This is a genomic window from Priestia sp. TSO9 (genome assembly GCF_021029645.1).
GTDB classification, from domain to species: Bacteria; Bacillota; Bacilli; order Bacillales; family Bacillaceae_H; genus Priestia; species Priestia megaterium_E.
In genome coordinates, this window is sequence record NZ_JAJEKD010000013.1 from 457,391 (window position 1) to 482,482 (window position 25,092).

Genomic DNA, 25,092 nt, shown 5'->3' on the forward strand with positions numbered 1-25,092 from the left:
AAACTTACAATGTAAACAGGTGATCTTAAAAAGATAAAGAAAACGAACGGGGGAGAAGAAGATGACATACAATCAAATGCCAAAAGCTCAAGGTCTCTACCGTCCTGAATTTGAGCACGATGCATGTGGAATCGGACTATACGCTCAATTGAAAGGCGTAGCGTCACATGATATCGTTAAAAAAGGACTAAATATGCTTTGCCAGCTTGACCATCGAGGCGGACAGGGAAGCGATCCGCTAACAGGAGATGGAGCTGGATTAATGGTACAAATTCCACACGCGTTCTTTAAAAAGACATGCGTTGAATTGAACTTGCCTGAAAAAGGTCGTTATGGAGTTGGAATGATCTTTTTCTCAAATAACGAAGACGAGCGTCGAGAAATCGAAGTTTATATTAATAAATTAATTGAAGAAGAGGGACAAACGTTACTAGGTTGGAGAACTGTACCTGTAAATGTCGGAAAAATCGGAAAAGTTGCAAAAGAAAGCTGTCCGTACGTACGACAAGTATTTATTGGGGCAAATGACGGTATTCAAGATGACTTAGCGTTTGAACGCAAGCTATATGTTATTCGTAAGCAAGCGGAAAATTGGGCGCAGGCGCGTCAAAATCGTTTTTATTTTACGAGTCTTTCAAGTAGAACAATTGTGTACAAAGGGTTATTAACGCCTGAGCAAGTTGATGCTTTTTATCTTGACCTACAAGATGAAGACTTTACTTCAGCGTTTGCTTTAGTGCATTCTCGCTTTAGCACAAACACGTTCCCAAGCTGGGAAAGAGCACATCCAAACCGTTATTTAATTCATAACGGTGAAATCAATACGCTTCGCGGCAATCAAAACTGGATGAGAGCACGTGAACAGCAGTTTGTTTCGGACGCATTTGGTAAGGATTTGCCGAAGGTTCTTCCAATTTTAGATGCTGAAGGAAGCGACTCATCCATGTTAGATAATGCGCTAGAGTTCTTTGTATTGGCCGGCCGTAAGCCAGCGCATGCAGCGATGATGCTTATTCCAGAACCTTGGTCTGAGAATCCGCACATGTCAAAAGAAAAACGTGCTTTCTATGAGTATCATAGCGCATTAATGGAGCCATGGGATGGTCCGACTGCTATTTCGTTTACGGATGGAAAACAAATCGGTGCTATTTTAGACCGTAACGGTTTACGTCCAGCTCGCTATTATGTTACAAAAGATGATTACATCATACTTTCATCAGAAGTAGGCGTCATTGATGTTGAAGATGAAAATGTATTATATAAAGATCGTTTAAGCCCAGGTAAAATGCTTCTAATCGATTTAGAGGAGGGCCGAATTATTTCAGACGAAGAAATTAAATCTGAAATGGCACAGGCTGAGCCTTATCAAGAGTGGTTAGATGAACAGCTGGTAACGTTGCCAGAAGTACAGGGAGAAAAATCTGAATACTTCGATGATTTGGTCATTCGCCAGAAGTCATTTGGCTACACGTATGAAGATATTCATAAATACTTAGTTCCAGTTATTACAGAAGGAAAAGATCCGCTTGGTTCAATGGGTAACGATACTCCATTAGCCGTGTTGTCTGATCGTCCTCAATCGCTGTTCAATTACTTTAAGCAGCTATTTGCTCAAGTAACGAATCCACCGATCGATGCTATTCGTGAACAGTTGGTTACATCGACAATGACATTGCTTGGTGCAGAAGGGAATTTACTGCATCCAACCAAAAAAAACATTCATCGAATTCAGCTTGAGACGCCGGTTTTAACAAACGATCAAACTGATCAGCTGAAGTCTGCCATTCATCCGGATTTCAAAAGTGCTGTTATATCTGCTGTATTTACAAATGATTTAAAAGCAGATCTTGATCGCGTATTTGCTGAAGCTGAAGCGGCAATTAACGCGGGTGCTAGCATTCTTGTTCTGACAGACCGTGAAGCGGGAGCTCAATCTGTAGCTATTCCAGCTTTATTAGCGGTCAGCGGGCTGCACCAGCACCTAGTGCGAAAAGGAAACCGTACAAAGGCGAGCATTGTAGTGGAAACGGGAGAAGCGCGTGAAGTGCACCATTTTGCAGCGCTGATTGGTTACGGCGCAGACGCAATTAATCCATATCTTACTTTTGCAACATATCAAAATGAAATTAACGCAGGTACGTTGAACGTATCGTATGATTATGCTGTTGAGAAATATGTAAAAGCCGTTACTGAAGGTGTCGTAAAAGTAATGTCTAAAATGGGTATTTCAACGGTGCAAAGTTATCGGGGCGCACAAATTTTTGAAGCAGTTGGAATCAGTGCAGAGGTTATCGAGCACTATTTTACAGGCACTGCCTCGCAGCTTGGCGGTATCGGTTTAGATGTTATTGCAAAAGAAGCAAAAACGCGTCATGACAATGCTTATGTTGAAACAATTGAGCAAACGTTAGAATCAGGAAGTGACTTCCAGTGGAGACACACGGGCGAGCATCATGCGTTTAATCCAAAAACAATTCACACGCTGCAGTGGGCTTGCCGTAAGGGAGATTACAGCTTATTTAAAAAATTCTCTGAATCGGCTAATGAAGAACGCATCGGTTTCTTGCGCAACCTGTTCTCGTTTAATGGATCGCGTTCATCTATCTCCATTGATGAAGTGGAATCAGTTGATTCGATTGTAAAACGTTTTAAATCAGGTGCTATGTCGTTTGGATCTTTAAGTCAAGAAGCTCATGAAACATTAGCGGTTGCGATGAACCGTTTAGGGGCACGCAGCAACAGTGGAGAAGGTGGCGAGCATCCTAGCCGCTACACTCTGGATGAGAATGGAGATAATCGCCGCAGTGCGATTAAACAAATCGCTTCTGGGCGTTTTGGGGTGAAAAGTCACTACCTTGTGAATGCCGATGAGCTTCAAATTAAAATGGCACAAGGTGCAAAACCTGGAGAAGGCGGTCAGCTTCCAGGAAACAAAGTATATCCATGGGTGGCAGATGTACGTGGATCAACGCCAGGAGTAGGCTTAATTTCACCTCCTCCACACCACGATATTTATTCGATTGAAGATTTAGCGCAGCTTATTCATGACTTGAAAAATATAAACCGTGATGCACGAATCAGCGTCAAGCTCGTTTCAAAAGCAGGTGTAGGAACGATTGCTGCCGGAGTAGCAAAAGGAGTAGCGGATGTTATTGTCATTAGCGGTTACGACGGAGGTACGGGAGCATCTCCAAAAACAAGTATTAAACATACTGGACTACCGTGGGAACTTGGCTTAGCAGAAGCTCATCAAACGCTTATGTTAAACGGTCTTCGTGAAAAAGTAGTGCTTGAAACAGACGGGAAATTAATGACGGGTAAAGATGTAGTCATGGCAGCACTTCTAGGAGCAGAAGAGTTTGGTTTTGCTACGGCACCTTTAATTGTTTTAGGATGTATCATGATGCGTGCGTGTCACTTAGATACATGCCCAGTTGGAGTGGCGACGCAAAATCCAGAGCTTCGTAAAAAGTTCCTGGGAGAAGCGGACCACATCGTTAACTATATGAAATTTGTTGCACAAGAAGTGCGCGAAATTATGGCTGAACTTGGATTTAAAACAGTGGATGAAATGGTTGGACGTACAGACGTATTAAGCGTTAGCGAACGTGCAAAAAATCACTGGAAGGCTCAGCACTTAGACTTAACAACTCTTTTATATCAAGCTGAAGGTGTACGTACCTTTAAAACACCTCAAAATCATAAAATTGACGAATCTCTTGATATGCAAAAGATTTTGCCTGCGGTACAGCAAGCAATCGAGCATAAGTATCAAGTCGAGTTAGAACTTCCAATTTCTAATATTAACCGTGTAGCTGGAACAATTGTGGGAAGTGAAGTTACAAAACGTTACGGTGAGAAAGGTCTGCCAGAAGATACGATTACTCTTCGATTCACTGGCTCAGCAGGACAAAGTTTTGGTGCGTTTGTTCCAAAAGGAATGTCTATGTATCTAACTGGAGATGCAAATGATTATATCGGAAAAGGTTTATCAGGAGGTAAAATCATTGTTGCTCCACCTAAGGAAACAACAGCTGTGTCAGGCGAGAATGTTATCGTTGGGAACGTTGCATTTTACGGTGCAACAAGCGGTGAAGCCTATGTTAGCGGGCTAGCAGGGGAACGTTTTGCAGTTCGTAACAGCGGTGTGAACGTAGTGGTTGAAGGAATTGGCGATCATGGCTGTGAATATATGACTGGCGGACGTGTTGTCGTATTAGGCGATGTAGGTAAAAACTTTGGTGCAGGAATGTCAGGCGGTATTGCTTACGTATTTGCTGATGATCAAGAAGCATTCAAAAACCTTTGCAATAAAGACATGATTGGGTTTGAGAGCTTAAAAGGCGAAGAAGCAGAAGAAGTAAAAGAGATGGTTTCAAATCATCTGAAATATACGAACAGTCATAAAGCAGCATTTGTTTTGGAAAATTGGGAACAATCACTTTCAAAATTTGTAAAAGTGATTCCGAATGATTATAAACGCATGATGAATCGCATTGAAGAGCAAAAAGCAGCTGGACTAACGGAAGAAGAAGCAGCTATGAGTGCGTTTGAGGAAAATGCAAAACAAGAAAAGAAAGCATCGGCAAAACAACAAGAAGCGGTAGCTCAGTAAGAAAGGGGAGAGTACAATGGGAAAACCAACAGGATTTATGGAAATCAAACGTGAAAAAGGGAAGGAACGTGACCCGTTAAAACGTTTAGGTGATTGGAAAGAGTATGCTGCTCCTTTATCTGATGAAGCGCTAAGCCGTCAAGGGGCACGATGTATGGATTGTGGCACACCTTTTTGCCACATGGGAATGGATATTAATGCTTTTACTTCTGGATGTCCAATCTATAACTTAATTCCAGAGTGGAATGATTTAGTTTATAAAGGACGCTGGAAAGAAGCTTTAGAGCGTTTAATGAAAACGAACAACTTCCCGGAGTTTACAGGACGCGTTTGTCCTGCTCCGTGTGAAGGTTCCTGTACGCTTGCTATTTCAGATCCAGCCGTTTCGATTAAGAATATCGAACGCGCTATTATTGATAAAGGCTTTGAGAATGGGTGGATTACTCCGCGAATTCCGGAGAAAAGAACAGGCAAAAAAATTGCTGTTATTGGCTCTGGGCCAGCAGGCTTAGCAAGCGCAGATCAGCTGAACCAAGCGGGTCATTCGGTAACGGTATATGAAAGAGCAGATCGTGCTGGCGGTTTATTAACATATGGAATCCCGAATATGAAGCTAGATAAAGAAGTAGTGGAAAGACGTGTTCGCTTATTGACGCAAGAAGGTATTGATTTTGTAACAAATACGGAAGTTGGAAAAGACATTACTGCTGAAGAATTAAAAGAACAATATGATGCTGTAATTTTGTGTACAGGAGCTCAGAAGCAAAGAGATCTAGTATTAGAAGGTCGTGAAGCAAAAGGAGTTCACTTTGCAATGGACTACTTAACAACTTCAACAAAAAGCCTTTTAGACTCTAACTTCAAAGATGGTCAATTTATTGATGCTGAAGGAAAAGACGTTATTGTTATTGGAGGCGGAGACACGGGAGCTGACTGTGTAGCTACTGCTCTTCGTCAAAAATGCCGCAGCGTTGTTCAGTTTGGTAAACATCCTCAGCTTCCTGCTGAGCGTACGGCAGATAATATGTGGCCTGAATATCCACATGTATTTAATCTTGAATATGCTTATGAAGAAGCACAGGCGAAATTTGGGGACGATCCACGTGAATATTCAATTCAAACGAAAAAAATCGTGGCAGATGAGCAAGGCAATCTAAAGGAACTTCATACGGTTCAAATGGAAAAAGTAAAAGGTGAAAATGGACAGTACATCTTTACCGAAATTCCAGGAACAGAAAAAGTATGGCCAGCTCAGCTTGTCTTTATTGCGATTGGGTTTGAAGGTCCAGAGCATCCGGTTCTATCAGCGTTTGGTGTTGAAACGAAAAATCGTCGCGTAGATGCAGCGTATGGAAATTACAAAACAAATGTTGAAGGTGTTTTTGCTGCTGGTGACGCTCGGCGTGGGCAAAGTTTAATCGTATGGGCTATTCATGAAGGTCGTGAAGTCGCTAAACAAGTTGATAGCCATCTAATGGGAGCAACTGTATTACCATAACAAAAAACCGTCACAATTGTGGCGGTTTTTTGTTTATCTAGGATTTGGAACTTCATTTCCTCTACGTAAATTCTCAAATGAAACGGTTAAAATCGTGTTGGTAATTCGAACTTGTGAAGCGGGGGAAACGCTGTATAAGTTAAAAAGTTCAAATATCCAGGGGTCACGTTTTTTTAACTGTCGCGCGGCTTTTTCAACGCGTTCGTTAATAGATCCGCTGTAATTGTTATAGTTATCATCAACAAATCTTACAATGGAACGAAATAAGTATTCTGTTAGTTTGCTATCCATCCCGCCTCGTTGAGCATCTCTGTAGATGGACTGATACTGGCGTTTTAAAATTTTCATCACTCTGTCTACATCGCGTGTAGATCTAACTTCCTCTTCTTCATGCAGGATATAAGAAAATAAGTCTTCATTGTATCTATAAGGTTCTAAATAATTTTCATTCGTAGTAGGAACCACTGGATGGTAATAGCGCGGCATATAGGGGTAAACCCATTGACTGTACATGAAACATTCACACCTTCCTCGTTCATTTCCCATTAGTTTATGCACGAGCGTGCTAGCTGCTGCATGTTTGTTTTAAATAAAATTTAGGAGTTTGATAATAGGACCACCCTCTAAATTCTTGATAAGTCGATATAAAATAAATGTAAATTGGTGTATTTAGCAAGTCGGGATAATGTTGAAAAAACGCTTGGTCTCCGTAAAACATTGCTTCTAAAGCAAGGGGGAGTTCACGACGGAAAATTTGATAACGAAGCTGAGCTTGCTCGCGGCTGAACTCGCCCCCGCTAACAAAAACTTCGCCTTGAATAACTGCTTGTCGGTCTGTTACGTGAAGAGCAGCCAGTACTTCATCACGCATATTTTTATCTATCGCCTTGTTGTTATATGAGCATCCGATGCTTAAAAAAAGCTGACCGGTTGTATCAGAATGAGTAAGAGTATATTTTCTTCCGGAAACCGGATAGGAGGAAGTAGCAGGGGGAATAAGAGTCGTAGAAAGTTTTGAAGAATTAAACGAACTCATAGTCATTTACACTCCTTTTTTTGAATAAATTTCAATATTATACGGCGCTAGGGGCTCAGTTGTGATAAATGTCTACTTTCTTTCTGTAAGAAAGGCGTTTTGATGTACTTTTTGAGAAAATGATGGTAATATTTAACTAAAATTATGCATGTATAGTCCCCAAGAGTTTCTTCAAAAGCAAATGTGAATGGAGGTCATCACTTGAATATCACAACGTTTGACGGTAAGTATGGAAACTGGCTAACGACTAAAAATCCTCTTCAATTTCAAGCAGCGACTGCCTATGGAAACATTGGGCTGGCTCCTATCTATTGGGGAACAAAAGAAGAAAAAAATGGATGGTATTACATGTATCAGCCTGAAGAAATAACGGGCGTTCAAGTAGAAGGTGAAGTTGATGGTGGTAAATTTCTCATTCGAATTCCCGATGATTGGAATGGAAAGTTAGTTATGTCAGGAGTCCCAGCTACCCGAGATGAGAAATCAACGGATTTACTATTCAGTGACTATGTGTTGGCAAAAGGGTTTGCGTTTGCTGCTTCTGATAAAGGAACTCAGGGAGAAGAAGTGAGTGATGATCCATTTGCTAAAGCAAAGAACGCTCTAGTCAAAGAAGAAGACTCTATTAGAAAATGGCATATTCAATACCGAGAAGTGACAAAAATCGCGCAGAGATTTTTGTTTGAAAATTATCGTCACAAACTTCAAAAAGAAGTGACAGAATATTTTGATATAAAAACGTATGCGTTAGGTATTTCTAACGGGGGTTATGTTGTTCGCTATGCTTTAGAAAAGGACGGGAAAAATGGAGAGCCTCAGCTTTTTAATGGAGGCGTTGAATGGGAAGGGGTTATGTGGCGAGCTGATCACGATAACTTGATTACTTCCTTAACACCTGTTGTAAATCATGCTGAAGAAGCACTGTACACCGTAGGTGAATCGCAAAAAGAAGCTTTGCACCGTTTGTATCAAGCAGGGTTGCCAAAAGGATCTGAGTTTTTATGGCCATATCATGACCAGTATTATTGGTTTTTAACGCTTAATATATATAGAGATGAGTTTGACAGTCAAGCACCTGGAAGCATTCCATGGCAAAAATACTTGACTCTTTTTGAAAACGGAGTTAGAGATCGTTCGTTAGATTCTATTTTTGAAAAGTATGATTATCAAGAAAGACCGCAAGATGTAAAGCAAAGAGTTCGTGAAATTGAAAATACAGGTGATATTTCCGTTCCGTTGATAAGCATTACAGGGTCGTTAGATGCTCTTATTTTTCCGGATATTCATGCTTATCCTTATGAACAACTGGTAAAAGATTCTGGTAAGCAGCACCTTCATCGTCACTATGTAATTGAAAATGGCAACCACATTGATAGCTTAGTATGGAATCATCAAATTGACCCAGATCGAAAGCTTCAGCCTCTTCTGCCTTATGTGTATCAAGGATTTGAACTGCTATGTGATTGGGTGGAGAATTTTGAAGAACCTCCGAAAAATAAGAAAATAAGTGCGCCTCTCAAGGAAATGCATGTAAAAGATCTAAAAACAGAGGAAGACGTGCTGCCGTTGACTACAAAGAAAAGCATATCAACAGAAAAATAAATCGTTCAAAACCGTGCCGAAGGTGCGGTTTTTAATTTGGGAAAGCAATGTTTGAATAAAAACACCTTTGGTGAATACAAAATATTATAGTGCGATAAGAACGGAATATACGTTATTTGTTATTTATTTTCATCTATTTAAAATAAAAATAATAAAAACATTGAACAAAACCGAACTTTTGTGTTAGATTAATAACTATAATTCGTACATTTATTAAATGGCTACAGTTGAAAGGAGCAAAAAACATCATGACAGCGAAAGTAATTAAAGGAAAAGAAGTAGCGCAAGAACTGCGCGCCGCATTAAAAGAAGAGGTAGCTCAATTAAAAACAAAAGGTATCGTTCCTGGTTTAACTGTGATTTTAGTAGGAGAAAATCCTGCTTCGCAATCATATGTAAAAGCAAAAGCAAAGGCTTGTGAAGAAATAGGTGTTGCATCTGAAATTATCAAACGTGACGTAACGATTACTGAAGAAGAGCTTTTAAACGAAATCCATCACTTGAATGGAAATCCATCTGTTCATGGTATTCTTATTCAACTTCCATTACCAAAACATATTGATGAAAAAGCAGTATTAAATGCTGTATCTCCTAAAAAAGATGTAGATGGCTTCCACCCAGTAAGCGTAGGGAATATGGTTATTGGCGATGAGTGCTATTTACCATGTACACCACACGGCATCGTTGAGTTAATTAAACGTTCAGGTGAAGAAATTTCAGGTAAACATGCGGTAGTAATTGGACGAAGCAATATTGTTGGTAAACCAGTATCCATGCTGTTACTTCAAGAAAGTGCAACGGTAACAATTGCTCACTCTCGCACAAAAGATTTATCTGCTTTAACAAAACAAGCTGATATTCTTGTGTCAGCTGTAGGACAACCTAGACTTATTAAAGCAGATGATATTAAGCCGGGTGCGATTGTAATTGATGTAGGTAACACAATGGAAAATGGTAAACTCGTTGGTGATGTTGATTACGAAGCGGCTTTAGAAGTTGCAGGTTATATCACACCAGTACCAGGCGGAGTTGGCCCGATGACCATCACAATGTTATTAAAAAATACGGTAGACGCTGCTAAAACAATTAACAACGTAAAATAACAAGAAGTAAAAAAGAGGCTGAGACAAAGGTATTTTCGTTGAAGGAAGATCCGAACGAGTTTGATTCTTGATTGAGAATCAAACTTGTTCGGATTTTTTCATTGATAAAGTTAACATAGGTTTCATGTATGAGTGTGCTTCTAGCTGGTGATTGGAGGGCAAGGCGAAGACTTCCGCGGAAATCAATAGCGGTGTTACAAGCAATCCATACTAGAGCATTTATCCAGTTTGTTCGTCTTTAGGTTGGATTGATTTCGCTATGTCTGAATCTTTCTTTGCTTCAGTAATGGAATGGAGGCTAAAAGAATAGAATGTAACAACCTGTATACAAAGAGGAGGAAGCGATGGTTACGTTACCTGCAACCGTATATTCTCAACAAATGGTGAAGAAAAAGTTAAACGTTTATTATCCAGTTGTACATTTGACTAATCAAGCTGTTCAGCACAGCATGAACAGTAAAATTTTGCAGCGCACGAATGAATTAATTCGTCAGCAAGGATATGGAGAAAATCCGGATACAGAAGAAACGGGTTATTATGAGTTGAAAACGAACGAGCGAAATGTGCTCAGCTTAACACTTGTCAATTTTGCTTATTCCGGGGGAGCGCATGGTTTGACCGTGGTCGTTCCGTTAACGTTTAATGTGCTGACTGGAAAAACGTATCAACTCAAAGATCTATTTAAAAAAGACAGTAATTACGTGAGCATTCTTTCTAAAATAGTAGGAGAGCAAATAAAAGAGCGCGATATTATGGTTCTTGGAGAGTATAAAGGAATTAAACCAGATCAAGATTTTTATATCGCCGATAAATCACTTGTGCTCTTTTATCAGCTGTATGACCTGGCTCCTTACGCATATGGAATTCCTTACTTTCCAATTTCTATCTACGCTATTCAAGATATTATTGAAGATGAAAGTCCACTTGGACAAATGTTTGGATAAAGTTATAAAAAATTGCGGTGCGGCCGTACGTATCTTTTTAATTCGGCCGCTAACTGCTGACGAAGCGAACGAACGCTAATCGCTTCAGCAATATCTTTTGCTACAGGGAATACCCCGATTTTAGTGATATGAACACGAAGATAACCCTCATACAAGCATCCCCGCTCCGCATGCTTGATTTTGGTGCGTACCACAGCTTCTATTTTATCGTTTTCATTTTGCAAAGGGTAAGAATCTGTGATATGAAAACGAAAAGAATATTCCTCCATCACCATCATCCTTTTTTCTATGATATGTACTAGCATACTATACAAATAGTGAATCAGAAAAAATAAATGTGTCAAAAAGACAAAGCGCAAAGCAATCAAGGAAGCAGTTTCTTGCATGTAATGGTCCTTATTTGTGAACGATAACAGAAAAAGACAAGAAGCTGGAGTTGCGATGATAAAAATAGCATTCAAAGGATTACTTATTATTTTATCTTTATATATTCTGTACGTGGTTATAGCGGCGGTGGTTCTCTTTTATGTACCTTTAAAAACAGGAGAGGGAACGACCTCAATTAAACCGGCTAGCTTTTTTGGTCACAGGGAGTCTACGGACCGAGTGAGACTTCTTGAAGATGGTTATGAGGCAGGAAGAGTTCGTATTCAAATGATTCAAGAAGCTGAGAAATCGATTGATATTGCTTATTACTCAATAGGAAAAGGAGAGTCAACTGATTTAATTATGGCCGCTCTTTTTAAAGCAGCTGATCGAGGCGTCCATACTCGCGTTCTTTTAGATGGGATAGCTAACGGCTTACGAGGAAATCGAAGAGGCGTGCTCTATGCATTAGCTTCACATCCTAATATTAAAGTGAAGTATTACGAACCGCTTCAATTGTTTAAACCTTGGGCGTGGCAAAATCGTATGCATGACAAAATAATGATTGTAGACGGTAGACTAGGTATAATAGGAGGACGGAATATAGGGGACAAATATTTGGCTAAAAAGCCTCCTCCAGACTTCGTCTATGATCGTGATGTCTTTATTACAAACAGCAAACATAAACAAGATAGCGTCATCACTCAAATGCAAAATTATATAAATGAATTATGGGCTCATCCTTACACTAAAAAAGCTTTTTATCATCTCACGCAGTACCAGGTCGATCAGGGAAAGAGAATGAAAGCTTTGCTGCTGCAGCAATATGATAAAGCTAAGCAAGTAGGAGAAACGTTTGCGACGCTTAAGATTAATTGGAATACTTCCACCGTTCCTACAAAGCGTGTTTCTTTTATTCATAATCCAATTGAACGCTTTAATAAACGACCTTTTATGTGGAAAACGTTTATTAATTTGGCAGAAGCAGCTAACCGCTCTGTTCTTATTCAAAGTCCTTATGTGGTGCCAACCAATGCGATGAGAAAGTATATAGCAATGAAAAAGAATCCAGCTGTTCAATGGACGCTACTCACAAATTCAGTTACATCTACGCCCAATGTGTTGGCTTTTTCCGGGTATATAAGTATGCGTGATACGATTGTGAAAACAGGTGTAAAGCTTTACGAATACCAAGGACCTTATTCGATTCATGCAAAGTCTGTGATTTATGATCAAAGACTCAGTGCCGTAGGCTCTTTTAATTTAGATTCCCGTTCTACATTTTTGAATAATGAATCCATGGTCCTTATCGATAGTCAAGAATTTGCAAAAAAGCTGACGATGGCGATGGAAAACAAAATGGATAAAAGTGTCCTTGTTGCTAACCATAAGCGATGGATTAAATCTCCTGACATCCAAAAGAAAGAAGAACCTGTTATGAAGCGGACCTTCCTATACGCCCTTGCAAAAGTGACAAGGTTTTTTAAGGAATTTATTTAAACAACCGGCAGTAGAACAAAAAGCACTCAATGGTATATCCATTGGGTGCTTTTTGTTACATATCTTATAAATAAATGCATAAACAAACTTATCAAATAACGTAAATTATCCTCTTTTATTTATTGGGAAAACTAGGTAGTATAAACATAATAAACAAAAAGGAGGAAGACACGTGGAAACCCCCGTTTTAATGAAACCAGATGCAGCTTATAAAAAGGCTTATATGAGCTTTTATCATGAATGGAAAGCAAGTGGAGAAAAAATGATTCCGTGGGTAATTGATAAAGAACCTGCTTACTTTGAAAAAATGGTTCAAGAGTTGTTAGATGCAGAAAAAGGGATCGGATTAAAAAAAGGATATGTACCCGATTCCACCTACTGGCTAATGCATCACGAAGAAGTAATAGGCGTAGTTAATATCCGCCATGAGCTAAGTGAAATACTGCGAAACAGCGGAGGACATATAGGTTATGGTATTCGGCCGAGCGAAAGACAAAAAGGATATGCGAAGCTGCTACTGAAGTTATCTCTTCAAGAGATTAAAAAGCTGGGAGTTCAACGGGCATTAGTTGTGTGTGATGATTGGAACACGGCTTCTCGTCGAACTATTCTGGCAAACGGTGGTATACAAGACGAGGATTATATAGAAGAGGACGGAACTGTTGTTCAACGCTTTTGGATTCATACGGATAAAATGGCATAAGAAAGAGGTGAATTTTTCAATTCTCCTCTTTTATGCTTAGTCATATTGTTTTAAAGCTAACTTCAGCCGCATATAGGTATACATGGCGTATGCCTGTCTTCCTTTTAAACTGTACGGATTTGCTTTGGAGCAAAGACAGTCAAGAAATTGCTCATCACATGAGCGGCATGATCCATAATCTTCATAGCATAAATCATGGTATTTGCAGCAGCAGTCTACATCGTTTACCGGACATCCGGGACCACACCATTTATAGCCGGGAAAGAGGCAGGGCGTGGCTTTCCGTTTGTTCGGAACAGACATAATCATACATCCTTTTCAATAGTCTCTTTACATTAAATGCAAAAAAGAGAAAAGAGACAGGGACAAACACCTTGTAGCAGCAGCCTAATTTTCATGAATTTCTATTTAATCGATAAATGCGTCATTCATCCGCATTAATAGTTTGCCAAACAGCTCCTTTTCTTCATTTGACCATTCCTTTAACATACTATGATAGCGTTCAAGGCGCATTTGTTTATCAGTTTCCAGCATTTGTTTTCCGCCTGGTGTGATGTCAAATAGGCTGACGCGTCCATCCGAAGGATCAGAAGAGCGAGAAATAAGCTTTTTATTTTCTAAAGCAGCTGCTTGTCTAGACAGAGTTGAAATGTCGAGTTTAAATGCTTCTGCCAGCTCTTTTACACGAGCTGGTCCAAATTCATCTAATTGCCGCAATAATAAATAAGCTGATCTTTCTAGATTTCCTATTTTATTTTCAGAATTATCAAGATAGACGGCTCGTCTAATAAAGGTAGTAAGTTCATATTCAATCAATTCAATTGAATTTTTTTCTTGCATTATAATCTCTCCTTACAAAATCATTCATTGACAAAGAAATATATACTTGTATAATACAAATGTATATATAGTTGTATAGTACAAGTAAAAGTAGGTAAAGTAAAGGATGTTTATATAGTTAAATGTTAGACAACATGACAAAATAAAGAGAGGAGGACAGCTGTTCTTTATCTATAGGACAGCGACCTATAATGAAAGTGATACGAATCATTTTACAAATTGCGATTCTTTATGCTTTTTCTATGATTGGCGAAGCTGTTCACCACATGCTTCACCTGCCTATTCCAGGTAGTATTATAGGCTTAATTTTAATGCTCATTTGCTTAACCTGCAAAGTTGTTCCCATCAAAGTGATTGAAGACGGAGCAAGCTTCTTGTTATCTTTTTTACCTTTATTATTTATACCAGCTATGGCGGGAGTGATGAATTATCCTTCGCTTCTTTCAAGCAGCGGAGCGATTTTGTTTTTAATTATTGTGCTTAGTACAATCATTACGATGGCCGCCGCGGGGGCTGCCAGTCAACTTTTAGAAAAGAAAGCGAACAAACGAAAGGAGAAACAACAGTGCAAGAATTCTTTATCGCGCTCTTTATAATTATAGCTACAGTTGCTCTGTATCTAGTCATGGCAAAACTATACGTACGGTTCTCCTACCCAATCCTTATTCCAGTTTTAACTACAACCGTATTCGTTATTCTTCTTTTGCTTGCTTTTCATATTTCCTATGACGAGTATATGATTGGAGGCAAATGGATTAATTCACTTCTGGGGCCAGCGGTTGTTGCATTAGCGTATCCACTGTATAAACAGCGTGAGATGCTAGTAAAATACAGCATTCCTATTATTGGAGGAGTGTTTGTAGGATTATTTGCAGGCATGATTAGCGGACTTGTGTTCGCTGAAGTATTCGGCATTGACCGAAGCCTGATTTTATCCATTGTTCCTAAGTCTATTACCACTCCCGTTGCAATTCAAATTGCCACAGGACTAGGAGGGGTTCCATCCATGACTGTGGTATTTGTTATGATTGCAGGCTTTTCGGGAGTAATTCTTGGACCTTTACTTTTAAAGTGGATTCGTATTAAAAGTTCTTTAGGAAAAGGAATTGCACTAGGCAGCGCTTCTCATGCCCTAGGAACTTCTAAAGCATTTGAATACGGTGAACTAACGGTATCGATGAGTTCAGTATCAATGACGTTAAGCGCTGTACTGGGCTCGGTTTTTGGGCCGATTGTTGTCTGGCTATTCCAAGTGTAAAGTGAGATAAGTAAATACAGAAAACAATCCTGTTTGCGTTCAAACAGGATTGTTTTCTATGTCAAATTACGAATTTTATTCGCAGCAAACTTTCAGTTGTGCGGCTCTTACTCTGGTACTATAATAAAAAGAAAGAAAATTCATAAAATAACCGCTTTTTTGTTATTTTTAGGAAGGCTAGTCAATTGTCGGTTGGGTAAGTAGGCTTAGTCAAGGTTATATACGCAGTAAAAATAGCAGAAAAGAGGAGCTGAGCGTATTTTATGAAAGAGGAACTCGTGTATATAGGAAAAAAGATTCTTGAACATAAATATAGCTTGTCAGAAAAATTAGCCCAACGTTTAGATTCTACACATACGCTAAGTATAGAGGAATTAAAAGAAAAGAAAATTTTGAAGTGGCGAGTGTCAATTATGGAGTACTTTGGAAGAGCGCTATTTGAAGAACAAGAGGATGTACTTAAACTTGTTAAAGAATGGGCACTAGAAACGGGAAAATATGCGGTAGAAAAAAATATTCCTTTAGAAAAAGCACTGGGTACCTTACCAATCTATCGCAGCGTTATTTGGGATGTATTTACACGAGAACTAGAGGAGCATCAGTTTGCTGCAATTACCATGCTGCATGTCAGTGAACGAATTGATCCGCTTTTAGATACGGTAACATGTGTTTTTGGTCAAATTTATGATGAGCATAATCGATATATGATGAATTTAGCTTACACGTCACTAGAAGAACTGTCAGTTCCGCTCGTACCTGTCACAAAAGGTATCGCTATTATGCCGATTATTGGAGAAATTGATACTCATCGCTCGCAAGTTATTATGGAAACTTGCTTGAAAAAAGGGACAAGCCTTCAATTATCCTATCTTATTTTGGATATTTCAGGTGTCGTGATTATTGATACAATGGTAGCAGACAATCTGTTCAAAATTCATCGATCTCTCAAATTAGTAGGAGTGGAAGCTATTGTAACAGGGATACGACCGGAAATTGCCCAAACGGTAGTGAAACTGGGAATTGATTTTAATCAAATTAAAACAGAAGCAAATTTAGAAGCAGCGCTTTTAAAAATTGGGTTTAGACGTCCTGAAGAACATAGCCGCGCGCATGTGTCATCACGGCGCATAAAATGACCGGTTATGAACATGCAATGGAGATATTCTTTCTTCTAAACGTCGGTATGAAATATGGATTTCAGCAGATAGAAAGTAAGCGCATAGTAAAAAAGCGGATGTTAATCAACATCTGCTTTTTTACTTAATAAATGCCATATGCCATGGTAGAACAAAAGCATAAACGAGGAAGTATACCACTATTGAATAGATAAAAAACCAGCCGTTTAAATGCATATAGCCACTTTTAATCATTCCGTATTCTATAAGTAGTGAACCAGCGCAAAAGAGAAGTGATAAAACCCATTTATTTTTAGCTGTTAGGTAAGTTAAAAATAAAATGGAAAGGGAAGGTGGAATAAATGTATAGCTTAGAATATCTCCAAGTCCTGTAACTTTTGGATCTCCCAAATCAATCATGTTAAAAACACGCGTAATGATAACATCACAAAGCCATCCGACAAATCCAACTATGCAAAACGTGATATAAAAATCTCGCCAAGTTAGCTGTCGTTTAAATAAAACAAGGGCAAGAATAAATAAACATAAACTAACGGTAATCGGAAACCACAAACCATGTGCAGATAAGTCTAAATGCTGAATTGCTTGTTCCAACATTTTTCACCTCAAAAGGAAGAGTTAGTGTTGAAGTTAGCCTATGTCATGGAAAGTATTTTATACATTTTCTACGCGTTGCATGTATATTCTTCTCGCAAGATTGAATATAACTTTAAGTCTTGATGAGCTCCCTTAATAAACATGGCTTTTCGAATTGTTCCTTCATAAGACATACCGATTTTTTTCATTACTTTCTCAGATGCAGCATTTTCAACAAAGCACCTCGCCTGAATGCGGACTAAATCCATTTCTTCAAATCCAAACGCAATTACTTTTTCAGCTGCTTCCGTTACAAATCCCTTATTCCAATATTCTTCAGAAATCGCATAGCCAATTTCCGCAATGCGATGAGTAGGGTTCCAAGTGACAAAGTCAATGGTGCCAATACATTTTTTTAAGGCTTTGATTTCCATAGCCCAAGGAGAAATGGATTGGTTGCTGTACTGCTTTAAAACGAAGGAAACAAACTCTTTTGTATCTTGAAGCTTTCGGTGCTTTTCCCAATTTACATATCTGCTTACCTTTTCATTGGAGGCATATTCAAACATGTCACGCACATCTTTTTTGGTAACTTTCCGCAAGCGGAGTCTTTCTGTTTCTAGTGTGGGTAAATTTCCGTATATATCTTTTACTTGAATCATAAAGTTGTCTCCTTTCTCAGCAAGAAGTGGATGAAGTGTTGATAATAATGTTTCATAGAAGCGGCAGCATTCCAAGAATATGCTTTCTATTTCATGTGCTTGATTCTTTAATTGTAAAATATTTCATTGGTGAGCGTAAGAGGTCAAATCGGTTTTTAAAAAATAAAAAATTATTTTTCCTGTTCATAATCAGTTCACATATGCTTGTTAGACTAAAGTCAGAAATTACGAAGGAGTGAAATGAAACACATGAACAGTGAAGTGAAAGAAGAACGAACTTCAAATAAAAAAAGAATAGACTTATTTTTAGTTCCCATTGTTTTAATTGCAGCGTTTTTGAACTTATTTAAAATTTGGACAGATGAATACGCCAACGCTTATTACACGGCAGCTGTCAAAAGTATGCTTCAAAGTTTTCATAATTTCTTTTATGCATCTTTTGATCCAGGAGGCTATGTAACGATTGATAAGCCGCCGGTTGTATTTTGGATTCAGACAATTAGTGCCAAAATATTTGGATTTCACGGATGGAGCGTCATTCTACCGCAAGCATTAGCAGGCATCGGTTCAGTCCTTTTACTATACGTACTCGTAAAACGTACGTTTGGCGTATGGGCTGGGAGATTTGCTGCTCTTGCCATGGCTCTTACGCCAATTGTACCTGCGGTAAGCCGAACAAATAATATCGATAGTATGCTTGTATTTACATTACTAGTAGCAACGTGGATGTTATTTCGTGCTGTGCGTACGGCTAAATTTGGCTGGGTGTTAGCAGCTTTTGCGATGATTGGTGTTGCATTTAATATGAAAATGCTTCAAGCATACATGGTTTTACCAGCATTTTATGTTTTCTATGTAGTGGCAACCAAAATCACTTGGAAAAAGAAAATTGCTTTTTTAACAACAGCGACTGCACTAATGCTCGCCGTTTCTGTCTCATGGGCAGTTGTAGTGGATTCAACTTCTGCTGATAAGCGACCTTATATGGGAAGCAGTCAAACAAATTCAGTTCTAGAGCTTGCTTTCGGATATAACGGTATTAATCGTTTAACTGGAAATACAAGCGTGACGGGAAGCAGTCATAAACAGCCTGCTCAAACTGAGCAGCAAACAGCAAGCAGTGAAACAAAACAAACTAGTAATTCAAGTGCTGATTCTTCACAAAGCTCAAATCAAAGAAAGAGCAGCTCTTCTCAAAAGATGCAGGCTCCAGGTGGAGGGAATCAAAACGGAATGTTCAACACGGGGAATCCTGGTCCATTCCGACTATTTCAAAAAGGGTTATCAGATCAAATCAGCTGGTTATTACCATTTGTAATCTTTTCAATCGTGGGTTTATTTGCCGGAGTAAAATTTAAAGGCCCTTACACGACAAAACAAAAAGAAAGTTTATTTTGGTTAGCGTGGCTGCTACCAGTAGCTGTCTTCTTTAGTATCGCAGGATTTTTCCATCAGTATTATTTAATTATGCTGGCACCTCCAATCGCTGCATTTGCCGGAGCGGGAGCAGTAGCTTTATGGAGCATGTACAAACAGCATAATGGTTGGAAATCATGTCTGCTGCCAGGTGGTGTTTTAACAACAGCAGCACTTCAAGTATATATTATGTCTCCTTATGTCAGCTCAATCGGCGTAGCGCCAATTGCAGGTGTAGGAGCACTGGGCGTCATTTTAGCTCTTGTTTTAGCTGTTCGTAAACAGCGTAAAAATTCGTTGACGAACTACCTAGGAGCCGCAGCGATGGTTGTCTTACTTGCGATGCCGGCGTACTGGGCGATGACACCAATTATTTATGGTGGAAATAGCATGCTTCCATCAGCAGGTCCTGATTCTTCAAGCGGTATGGGAGGACCTCCAAGCACAGCTACAAATAGCAAACAGTCTGGCTTTAACGGCATGCAGCCTCCAGGAAGCTCTAGCGGCAATTCATCATCGAACAATCAAATGCAGCCGCCAAGCGGTTCATCGAACGGCGGTCAAATGCCGGGCGGTTCGTCCAATAATGGTCAAATGCAAATGCCAGGCGGTTCATCTAATAATAGTCAAATGCCAAATAGCTCTTCAAGCAAATCATCATCTTCAAAACGAAAAAGTGGAGGGATGAACGCAGAAGTAAACCAAAAGCTACTAAACTATTTAACAAAAAATAATACAGGTGAAAAATATTTATTTGCCACAACGGATTCAACTTCAGCTGCGCCTTACATTATCAAAACGGGCAAGCCAGTAATGGCAATGGGTGGATTTAGCGGTTCAGATCCAATTTTAACGGTAAGTAAATTAAAAGCCATAATTAAAAAAGGTGAAGTGAAATATTTCTACTTGTCTGGAATGGGCAAGGGAGGTCAATCTGACGTTATCACGTGGATTAAAGAAAATAGTAAGGAGATTCCTTCTTCCAAATGGCAGTCTACTTCATCAAGTGCTCAGCAAGGGCCATCTGGAAACGGAACATTATACGAAATAACGCTTAAATAAGGAGGGCATGAACATGAGTTCAATTGTTAAATATTCTATTGTTGTTCCTGTCTACAACGAAGAAGAAGTGATTCATGAAACCTACCGCCGTCTCACAGAAGTGATGCGTTCAACGAAAGAAGCTTACGAGCTTCTTTTCGTGAACGACGGCAGTAGAGATCGAACAGTAGAAATCATTAAAGAGTACAGTGAGCAAGACCCAGCGGTTGTTTTATTAGATTTTGCCCGTAACTTTGGTCATCAAATTGCTATTACAGCCGGTATGGATTATGCAAGAGGAGAGGCGGTCGTTGTGATTGATGCTGATTTGCAAGATCCGCCCGAATTGATTTTAGAGATGATTGAAAAATGGAAGCAAGGGTTTGACGTTGTATACGCTAAGCGTACAAAGCGAAAAGGAGAAACATATTTTAAAAAACAAACGGCTGCTATGTTTTATCGCTTCTTACGCGCGATGACCGATATTGATATTCCACTTGACACAGGGGATTTCCGTTTGCTAGATCGTAAAGTGTGCAATCAAATGAATAGCATTCAAGAAAAAAATCGCTTTGTTCGCGGATTAGTAAGCTGGGTTGGCTTTAAGCAAACAGCAGTAGAATATGAGCGAGACGAGCGTTTGGCCGGGGAGTCGAAATATCCTTTGAATAAGATGCTGAAGCTTTCAATGGATGGTATTACATCTTTTTCATATAAGCCATTAAAGCTAGCTAGCTATGCTGGTGTAACTCTATCTGGTATCGGCTTTATTTATCTTTTAGTAGTGCTGTATTTGAAGTTATTTACAGACAGCACCATCACCGGGTGGTCGTCATTAATTGTCATTCAGCTATTCTTTAGCGGCATCATTTTAATTATTCTTGGTATGATTGGAGAATATATTGGCCGCATTTACGATGAAACAAAAAATCGTCCACTCTATATCGTCCGTGAAAAGTATCAGCTTGAACCACGCAAGGAAGTATCACTTCGTGACTAACAAATGGGTATCTTTTATTAAATTTGCGTTAGTAGGAGTTGTAAATACACTGATTGATTTTGTAGTATACGCACTTTTAACAACAATCGGTGTTAACTACATACTAGCGCAGTGGATTTCATACAGTGCGGGCATCTTAAACAGTTATGTCATGAATCGCAAATGGACGTTTGAGAGAAAAGAAAAAAGCAGTAAGCGTGAAGTGATTTCATTCGTGATCGTAAATTTGATCACTTTATCCCTAACATCATTTCTGTTGACTGTTCTATATAATAAATGGGGTATATCGCTGCTAATCAGTAAACTTTTAATTGCAATCGCAAGTGTCGGTATCAACTTTATTGGTACTAAATTATTTGTATTTACTACTAAAAAAGAAAGAGGGATTCATATATGACGATAAAAAAAGCAGTTATTCCAGTAGGCGGTTTAGGAACTCGATTTTTGCCAGCGACAAAAGCGCAGCCGAAAGAAATGCTGCCAATTGTCGATAAGCCTGCTGTACAATATATTGTAGAAGAAGCTGTGAAATCAGGCATTGAAAGTATTATTTTTATTACAGGACGAAACAAAAAATCAATTGAAGACCATTTTGATAAATCAATTGAGTTAGAGCAAATGCTTGAAGAAAAACACAAGTTTGACATGTTAAAGGAAGTACAAACGATCTCATCAATGGCCAGCATTCACTATATTCGTCAAAAAGAGCCGTTAGGACTCGGTCATGCTATTCTTTGTGCCGAACAGTTTATTGGAGATGAGCCGTTTGCTGTTCTTCTTGGAGACGATATTATGACTTCTGAAGAACCTGCGCTCAAACAGATGATCCAAGCGTATGAAACGACTAATCAATCAGTTATCGGAGTTCAAAAAGTGGATGTTGAAGAGGTATCAAAATACGGAATCATTCAGCCGAAAAATAAATCTGGCAGCCTTCATGAAGTGAATGACTTGATTGAAAAACCATCGATAGAACAAGCTCCGTCAACTATTGCCGTTATGGGCCGCTACATTTTAAATCCTTCTATTTTTTCTTATCTAAAAACGATTGAAAGAGGGGTAGGAAATGAATTACAATTAACAGATGCACTGCGTGTGGTATGTGAAAAAGAGCGATTGTTTGCTCTTGAACTGGAAGGGCAGCGCTTTGATATTGGAGATAAGGTAGGCTATATGAAAGCGATGGTAGAAGTTGCGTTAAAGCGCAGAGATTTACGTCACACGTTTTTATCGTATTTGGAGGGAATTGTAGAAAAAGAACGAGCAAACAACTTCAGTTACTAAGAGTTAATCAGTTTGTTCATATTCAGTTCATATCTGAAGTATAAAATCATTGTATGATCTTATGCGGCTCTCTGTTTGGTATAAACAGAGAGCTTACTGTGCGTAAAAGCTGGACAAACTTAGGAATAGGGAGAGACATGTATGATTCAAATATTAGTTGCAGATGATGATCAACATATTCGAGAGCTGATATCATTATATTTAGAAAATCAAGGATTTAAAATTATAAAAGCATCAGATGGTGAAGAAGCATGGACGAAAATGGAAGAGTTTCGAATTGATCTAGCAGTCGTTGATATCATGATGCCATTTAAAGACGGATGGGAACTAACAAAGGAAATTAAGGAGTATTTTGATATACCGGTTTTAATGGTAACAGCTAGAGGCGAATCACATGATAAGCTAAAAGGATTTGATATCGGAACAGACGACTATGTCGTGAAGCCTTTTGATCCTCAGGAAATGGTTGCTCGTGTAAAGGCTCTTTTACGCAGGTACCGAGTAGAAGCTAACAATGTAATCTATATGGGGAATATAAAACTAGACCGTACCAAATTAGAGATGAGTGCAGGAGAAACAAGCGAACAGCTGCCGTTAAAAGAGTTTGAACTACTGTTCACGCTCGTTAGTTCTCCAGGAAAGATTTTTACTCGTGATCAGCTTATTCAATTAATTTGGGGATATGATTATGAAGGCGATGAGCGCACGGTAGACGTTCACATAAAACGTCTGCGAGAGAGGCTTAATCATATGAAAAACGTCGGTATGGAAATCAAAACAATTCGCGGATTAGGCTATAGAGCAGAAGGGTGTTAACGTGAAATCAATTTATGTAAAGCTGGTTCTGTCGTTCATCATTACAATTTTATTGAGCGTTGTGATTACCGTTGTCGTTACGACATTTCTTAGCAAGCAGAAGCTCGAAATGCGATTAGGTCAGGATATGGTGAAGATGGGCGAAGATTTTATCGATTTGTACGGAGCAGAAGACTCCGACAAAGCTGCAAGGTTTTTATCTAATTCATCATTCATTCATTTTTCGTTTATTATTATTGATGATCAGCATGAAGAAAAAGTATTAGGACAGCCAGGACCGCCTATTCCAATTACACCGAAAGAAGTAGATCAAGTATTAGACGGGAAGCGTTATTCTAATTTAAACGAGGAAAAAGATGATCGTCCACAGCCAAACGTAGTGGGTCTTCCTTTTAAAGAAAATGGACGGTCGTATGCTCTATTTATTCAGTCTCATCCTCAGCGGCAATTTTCAGTTATTCAAGATGTGCAAAATATCCAGCTTATTACGATTTTATTAGTGGGTATTGTATTATTTGCATATGTTTCAATGATTATTATTAAACCGATTAAGCGTCTCAGTACAGCGATGAAAGTTGTTGGACAAGGTGAATACAATGTGCAAGTCGAGCACGCAGCGAATGATGAAATCGGTCTGTTAACTAAAAATTTCAATCAAATGACTAAAGAATTAAACAAAATAGAAACGATGAGGCAAGAGTTCATTGCTAGCGTTTCGCATGAGATTCAATCACCGCTGACCTCTATTCGCGGTTTTTCAGCGGCACTTAAAGATGATATCGTCAGTGAAGATAAAAAGATACAATATTTAACGATTATTGAAAAAGAAAGTACAAGACTTTCTCAGCTGAGTTCCAATTTGCTAAAACTTGCTTCTCTAGACTCTGAACATCAAACGCTAATGCTACAGCCATACCGGTTAGATGAACAAATCAGGCATGTGGTCATGGCTTTAGAACCTCAGTGGACAAAAAAGAACATAGAAATTGACCTTGATTTATCCAATGTTCAAATGGAAGCAGATAAAGATTTGTTAGAGCAAGTGTGGCTAAACTTAATAACAAATGCTATTAAATATACGCCTGAACATGGATTTGTGAAAATATCCATTTCTCTAAAAAACGAAGAAATAGACGTGAAAATAAAGGACAATGGAATTGGTATTGCCCAAGAAGATCAAAAATATATTTTTGAAAGCTTTTATAAAGTAGATAAATCGAGAACGTTAAAAGGAAGCGGCCTCGGTCTAGCCATCACAAAAAAAATTGTTCGGCTGCATGAGGGCGCAATACATGTTGAAAGCAAAAAAGAACAAGGAAGCATCTTTACGGTAACCCTGCCTATCCAAAAAAATAGAACTGAAAAAGACTCGTCTGTGTAACTTCATGCAGATGAGTCTTTTTTATTAGGTCGAAGATATAAAAAAATTTAATAATATCTATTTATTTTTTTAATCCCTACTTGACATATAGGTAAAGTGTAAATAATATAGATAGTATAAATCTTTTGAAAAAATTGGGATGCTAAAGAAGCTGATCGGTCAACCGAAGGCTCATACTTGTTCGCTACTAGTGTGGGCCTTTTCTGTACATTGGTTGTGGTCATTAAAATCTCAATCTTCAACTGAACATATGGGGAGGATTACCATGTATTTATCTTCTGCACATTATACAAGTACTTATAGATGTTGTTCGCT

The 25,092-nt window shown here is 38.8% G+C and carries 22 protein-coding genes; 16 read left to right on the forward strand and 6 right to left on the reverse strand.

The annotated features are described in order from the left end of the window. The first annotated feature begins 61 nt into the window (after window positions 1-61). Complete coding sequence (gene gltB / locus LJC66_RS10560) at window positions 62-4,615, forward strand: glutamate synthase large subunit (RefSeq protein WP_230932507.1); 4,554 nt, start codon at window positions 62-64, stop codon at window positions 4,613-4,615. Between the two features lie 16 nt (window positions 4,616-4,631). Next, complete coding sequence (gene gltD / locus LJC66_RS10565) at window positions 4,632-6,113, forward strand: glutamate synthase small subunit (protein ID WP_013082931.1); 1,482 nt, start codon at window positions 4,632-4,634, stop codon at window positions 6,111-6,113. 33 nt (window positions 6,114-6,146) lie between these two features. Here gltD and LJC66_RS10570 read toward each other — a convergent pair whose 3' ends face one another. Continuing rightward, window positions 6,147-6,626 (reverse strand): hypothetical protein, encoded by a 480-nt coding sequence (locus tag LJC66_RS10570; protein WP_016763905.1) that lies wholly within the window; start codon window positions 6,624-6,626, stop codon window positions 6,147-6,149. Between the two features lie 52 nt (window positions 6,627-6,678). Beyond that, window positions 6,679-7,149, reverse strand: a complete 471-nt coding sequence (locus LJC66_RS10575; protein WP_028408724.1) for a staygreen family protein — start codon at window positions 7,147-7,149, stop codon at window positions 6,679-6,681. Between the two features lie 201 nt (window positions 7,150-7,350). On the opposite strand from LJC66_RS10575, the gene LJC66_RS10580 reads away from it, so the two are divergent. The 3 genes from LJC66_RS10580 to LJC66_RS10590 all read left to right on the forward strand — a co-directional run bounded on the left by LJC66_RS10580 (window position 7,351) and on the right by LJC66_RS10590 (window position 10,798). After that, entirely contained in the window at window positions 7,351-8,751 is a 1,401-nt protein-coding gene (locus LJC66_RS10580) for an alpha/beta hydrolase (RefSeq protein WP_230932508.1), read from the forward strand. Between the two features lie 248 nt (window positions 8,752-8,999). Beyond that, entirely contained in the window at window positions 9,000-9,854 is an 855-nt protein-coding gene (gene folD, locus LJC66_RS10585; RefSeq protein WP_028408722.1) for a bifunctional methylenetetrahydrofolate dehydrogenase/methenyltetrahydrofolate cyclohydrolase FolD, read from the forward strand. A gap of 344 nt (window positions 9,855-10,198) precedes the next feature. Continuing rightward, complete coding sequence (locus tag LJC66_RS10590; RefSeq protein ID WP_050689955.1) at window positions 10,199-10,798, forward strand: DUF3298 and DUF4163 domain-containing protein; 600 nt, start codon at window positions 10,199-10,201, stop codon at window positions 10,796-10,798. A 2-nt stretch (window positions 10,799-10,800) separates the two neighbouring features. Here LJC66_RS10590 and LJC66_RS10595 read toward each other — a convergent pair whose 3' ends face one another. After that, window positions 10,801-11,067, reverse strand: a complete 267-nt coding sequence (locus tag LJC66_RS10595; RefSeq protein ID WP_014460351.1) for a hypothetical protein — start codon at window positions 11,065-11,067, stop codon at window positions 10,801-10,803. Between the two features lie 172 nt (window positions 11,068-11,239). Here LJC66_RS10595 and LJC66_RS10600 point away from each other — a divergent pair, with 172 nt between their 5' ends. Beyond that, window positions 11,240-12,664 carry a phospholipase D-like domain-containing protein gene (locus LJC66_RS10600; protein ID WP_230932509.1) on the forward strand — a complete coding sequence of 475 codons (1,425 nt, stop codon included), beginning with the start codon at window positions 11,240-11,242 and terminating at the stop codon, window positions 12,662-12,664. Between the two features lie 190 nt (window positions 12,665-12,854). Beyond that, on the forward strand, window positions 12,855-13,367 hold the full coding sequence (locus LJC66_RS10605) for a GNAT family N-acetyltransferase (RefSeq protein WP_195697059.1): 513 nt from the start codon (window positions 12,855-12,857) through the stop codon (window positions 13,365-13,367). Between the two features lie 408 nt (window positions 13,368-13,775). Here the strand turns inward: LJC66_RS10605 and LJC66_RS10610 are convergent, their stop codons facing one another. After that, entirely contained in the window at window positions 13,776-14,207 is a 432-nt protein-coding gene (locus LJC66_RS10610; RefSeq protein ID WP_195694250.1) for a MarR family winged helix-turn-helix transcriptional regulator, read from the reverse strand. A gap of 191 nt (window positions 14,208-14,398) precedes the next feature. Between LJC66_RS10610 and LJC66_RS10615 the strand changes: the two genes are divergently transcribed. The 3 genes from LJC66_RS10615 (at window position 14,399) to LJC66_RS10625 (ending at window position 16,601) form a co-directional block, all read left to right on the forward strand. Beyond that, on the forward strand, window positions 14,399-14,803 hold the full coding sequence (locus tag LJC66_RS10615) for a CidA/LrgA family protein (protein WP_043982144.1): 405 nt from the start codon (window positions 14,399-14,401) through the stop codon (window positions 14,801-14,803). Beyond that, on the forward strand, window positions 14,773-15,465 hold the full coding sequence (locus LJC66_RS10620) for an LrgB family protein (RefSeq protein ID WP_230932510.1): 693 nt from the start codon (window positions 14,773-14,775) through the stop codon (window positions 15,463-15,465). The genes LJC66_RS10615 and LJC66_RS10620 overlap by 31 nt, the downstream gene beginning before the upstream one ends. 263 nt (window positions 15,466-15,728) lie before the next feature. Beyond that, on the forward strand, window positions 15,729-16,601 hold the full coding sequence (locus LJC66_RS10625; RefSeq protein WP_195694246.1) for an STAS domain-containing protein: 873 nt from the start codon (window positions 15,729-15,731) through the stop codon (window positions 16,599-16,601). Between the two features lie 120 nt (window positions 16,602-16,721). Here LJC66_RS10625 and LJC66_RS10630 read toward each other — a convergent pair whose 3' ends face one another. Both LJC66_RS10630 and LJC66_RS10635 read right to left on the reverse strand, forming a co-directional pair. After that, window positions 16,722-17,198 carry a hypothetical protein gene (locus tag LJC66_RS10630; RefSeq protein ID WP_230932511.1) on the reverse strand — a complete coding sequence of 159 codons (477 nt, stop codon included), beginning with the start codon at window positions 17,196-17,198 and terminating at the stop codon, window positions 16,722-16,724. 68 nt (window positions 17,199-17,266) lie between these two features. Then, window positions 17,267-17,839 carry a GNAT family N-acetyltransferase gene (locus LJC66_RS10635; protein ID WP_230932512.1) on the reverse strand — a complete coding sequence of 191 codons (573 nt, stop codon included), beginning with the start codon at window positions 17,837-17,839 and terminating at the stop codon, window positions 17,267-17,269. A gap of 240 nt (window positions 17,840-18,079) precedes the next feature. On the opposite strand from LJC66_RS10635, the gene LJC66_RS10640 reads away from it, so the two are divergent. The 6 genes from LJC66_RS10640 (at window position 18,080) to LJC66_RS10665 (ending at window position 24,777) form a co-directional block, all read left to right on the forward strand. Continuing rightward, on the forward strand, window positions 18,080-20,317 hold the full coding sequence (locus LJC66_RS10640) for an ArnT family glycosyltransferase (protein WP_230932513.1): 2,238 nt from the start codon (window positions 18,080-18,082) through the stop codon (window positions 20,315-20,317). A 13-nt stretch (window positions 20,318-20,330) separates the two neighbouring features. Further along, a complete protein-coding gene (locus LJC66_RS10645; protein WP_230932514.1) occupies window positions 20,331-21,296 on the forward strand; it encodes a glycosyltransferase family 2 protein in 966 nt (321 codons plus the stop codon). Further along, on the forward strand, window positions 21,289-21,693 hold the full coding sequence (locus LJC66_RS10650) for a GtrA family protein (RefSeq protein ID WP_230932515.1): 405 nt from the start codon (window positions 21,289-21,291) through the stop codon (window positions 21,691-21,693). Before LJC66_RS10645 ends, LJC66_RS10650 begins: the two co-directional genes overlap by 8 nt. Further along, window positions 21,690-22,580 carry a UTP--glucose-1-phosphate uridylyltransferase GalU gene (galU, locus tag LJC66_RS10655; protein ID WP_050689945.1) on the forward strand — a complete coding sequence of 297 codons (891 nt, stop codon included), beginning with the start codon at window positions 21,690-21,692 and terminating at the stop codon, window positions 22,578-22,580. Before LJC66_RS10650 ends, galU begins: the two co-directional genes overlap by 4 nt. 141 nt (window positions 22,581-22,721) lie before the next feature. Next, complete coding sequence (locus LJC66_RS10660) at window positions 22,722-23,396, forward strand: response regulator transcription factor (RefSeq protein ID WP_195694236.1); 675 nt, start codon at window positions 22,722-22,724, stop codon at window positions 23,394-23,396. A gap of 1 nt (window position 23,397) precedes the next feature. Then, the gene (locus tag LJC66_RS10665; RefSeq protein ID WP_230932516.1) at window positions 23,398-24,777 is read left to right on the forward strand and encodes a sensor histidine kinase; all 1,380 of its coding nucleotides are present in this window, start codon (window positions 23,398-23,400) and stop codon (window positions 24,775-24,777) included. The last annotated feature ends 315 nt before the right edge of the window (window positions 24,778-25,092 follow it).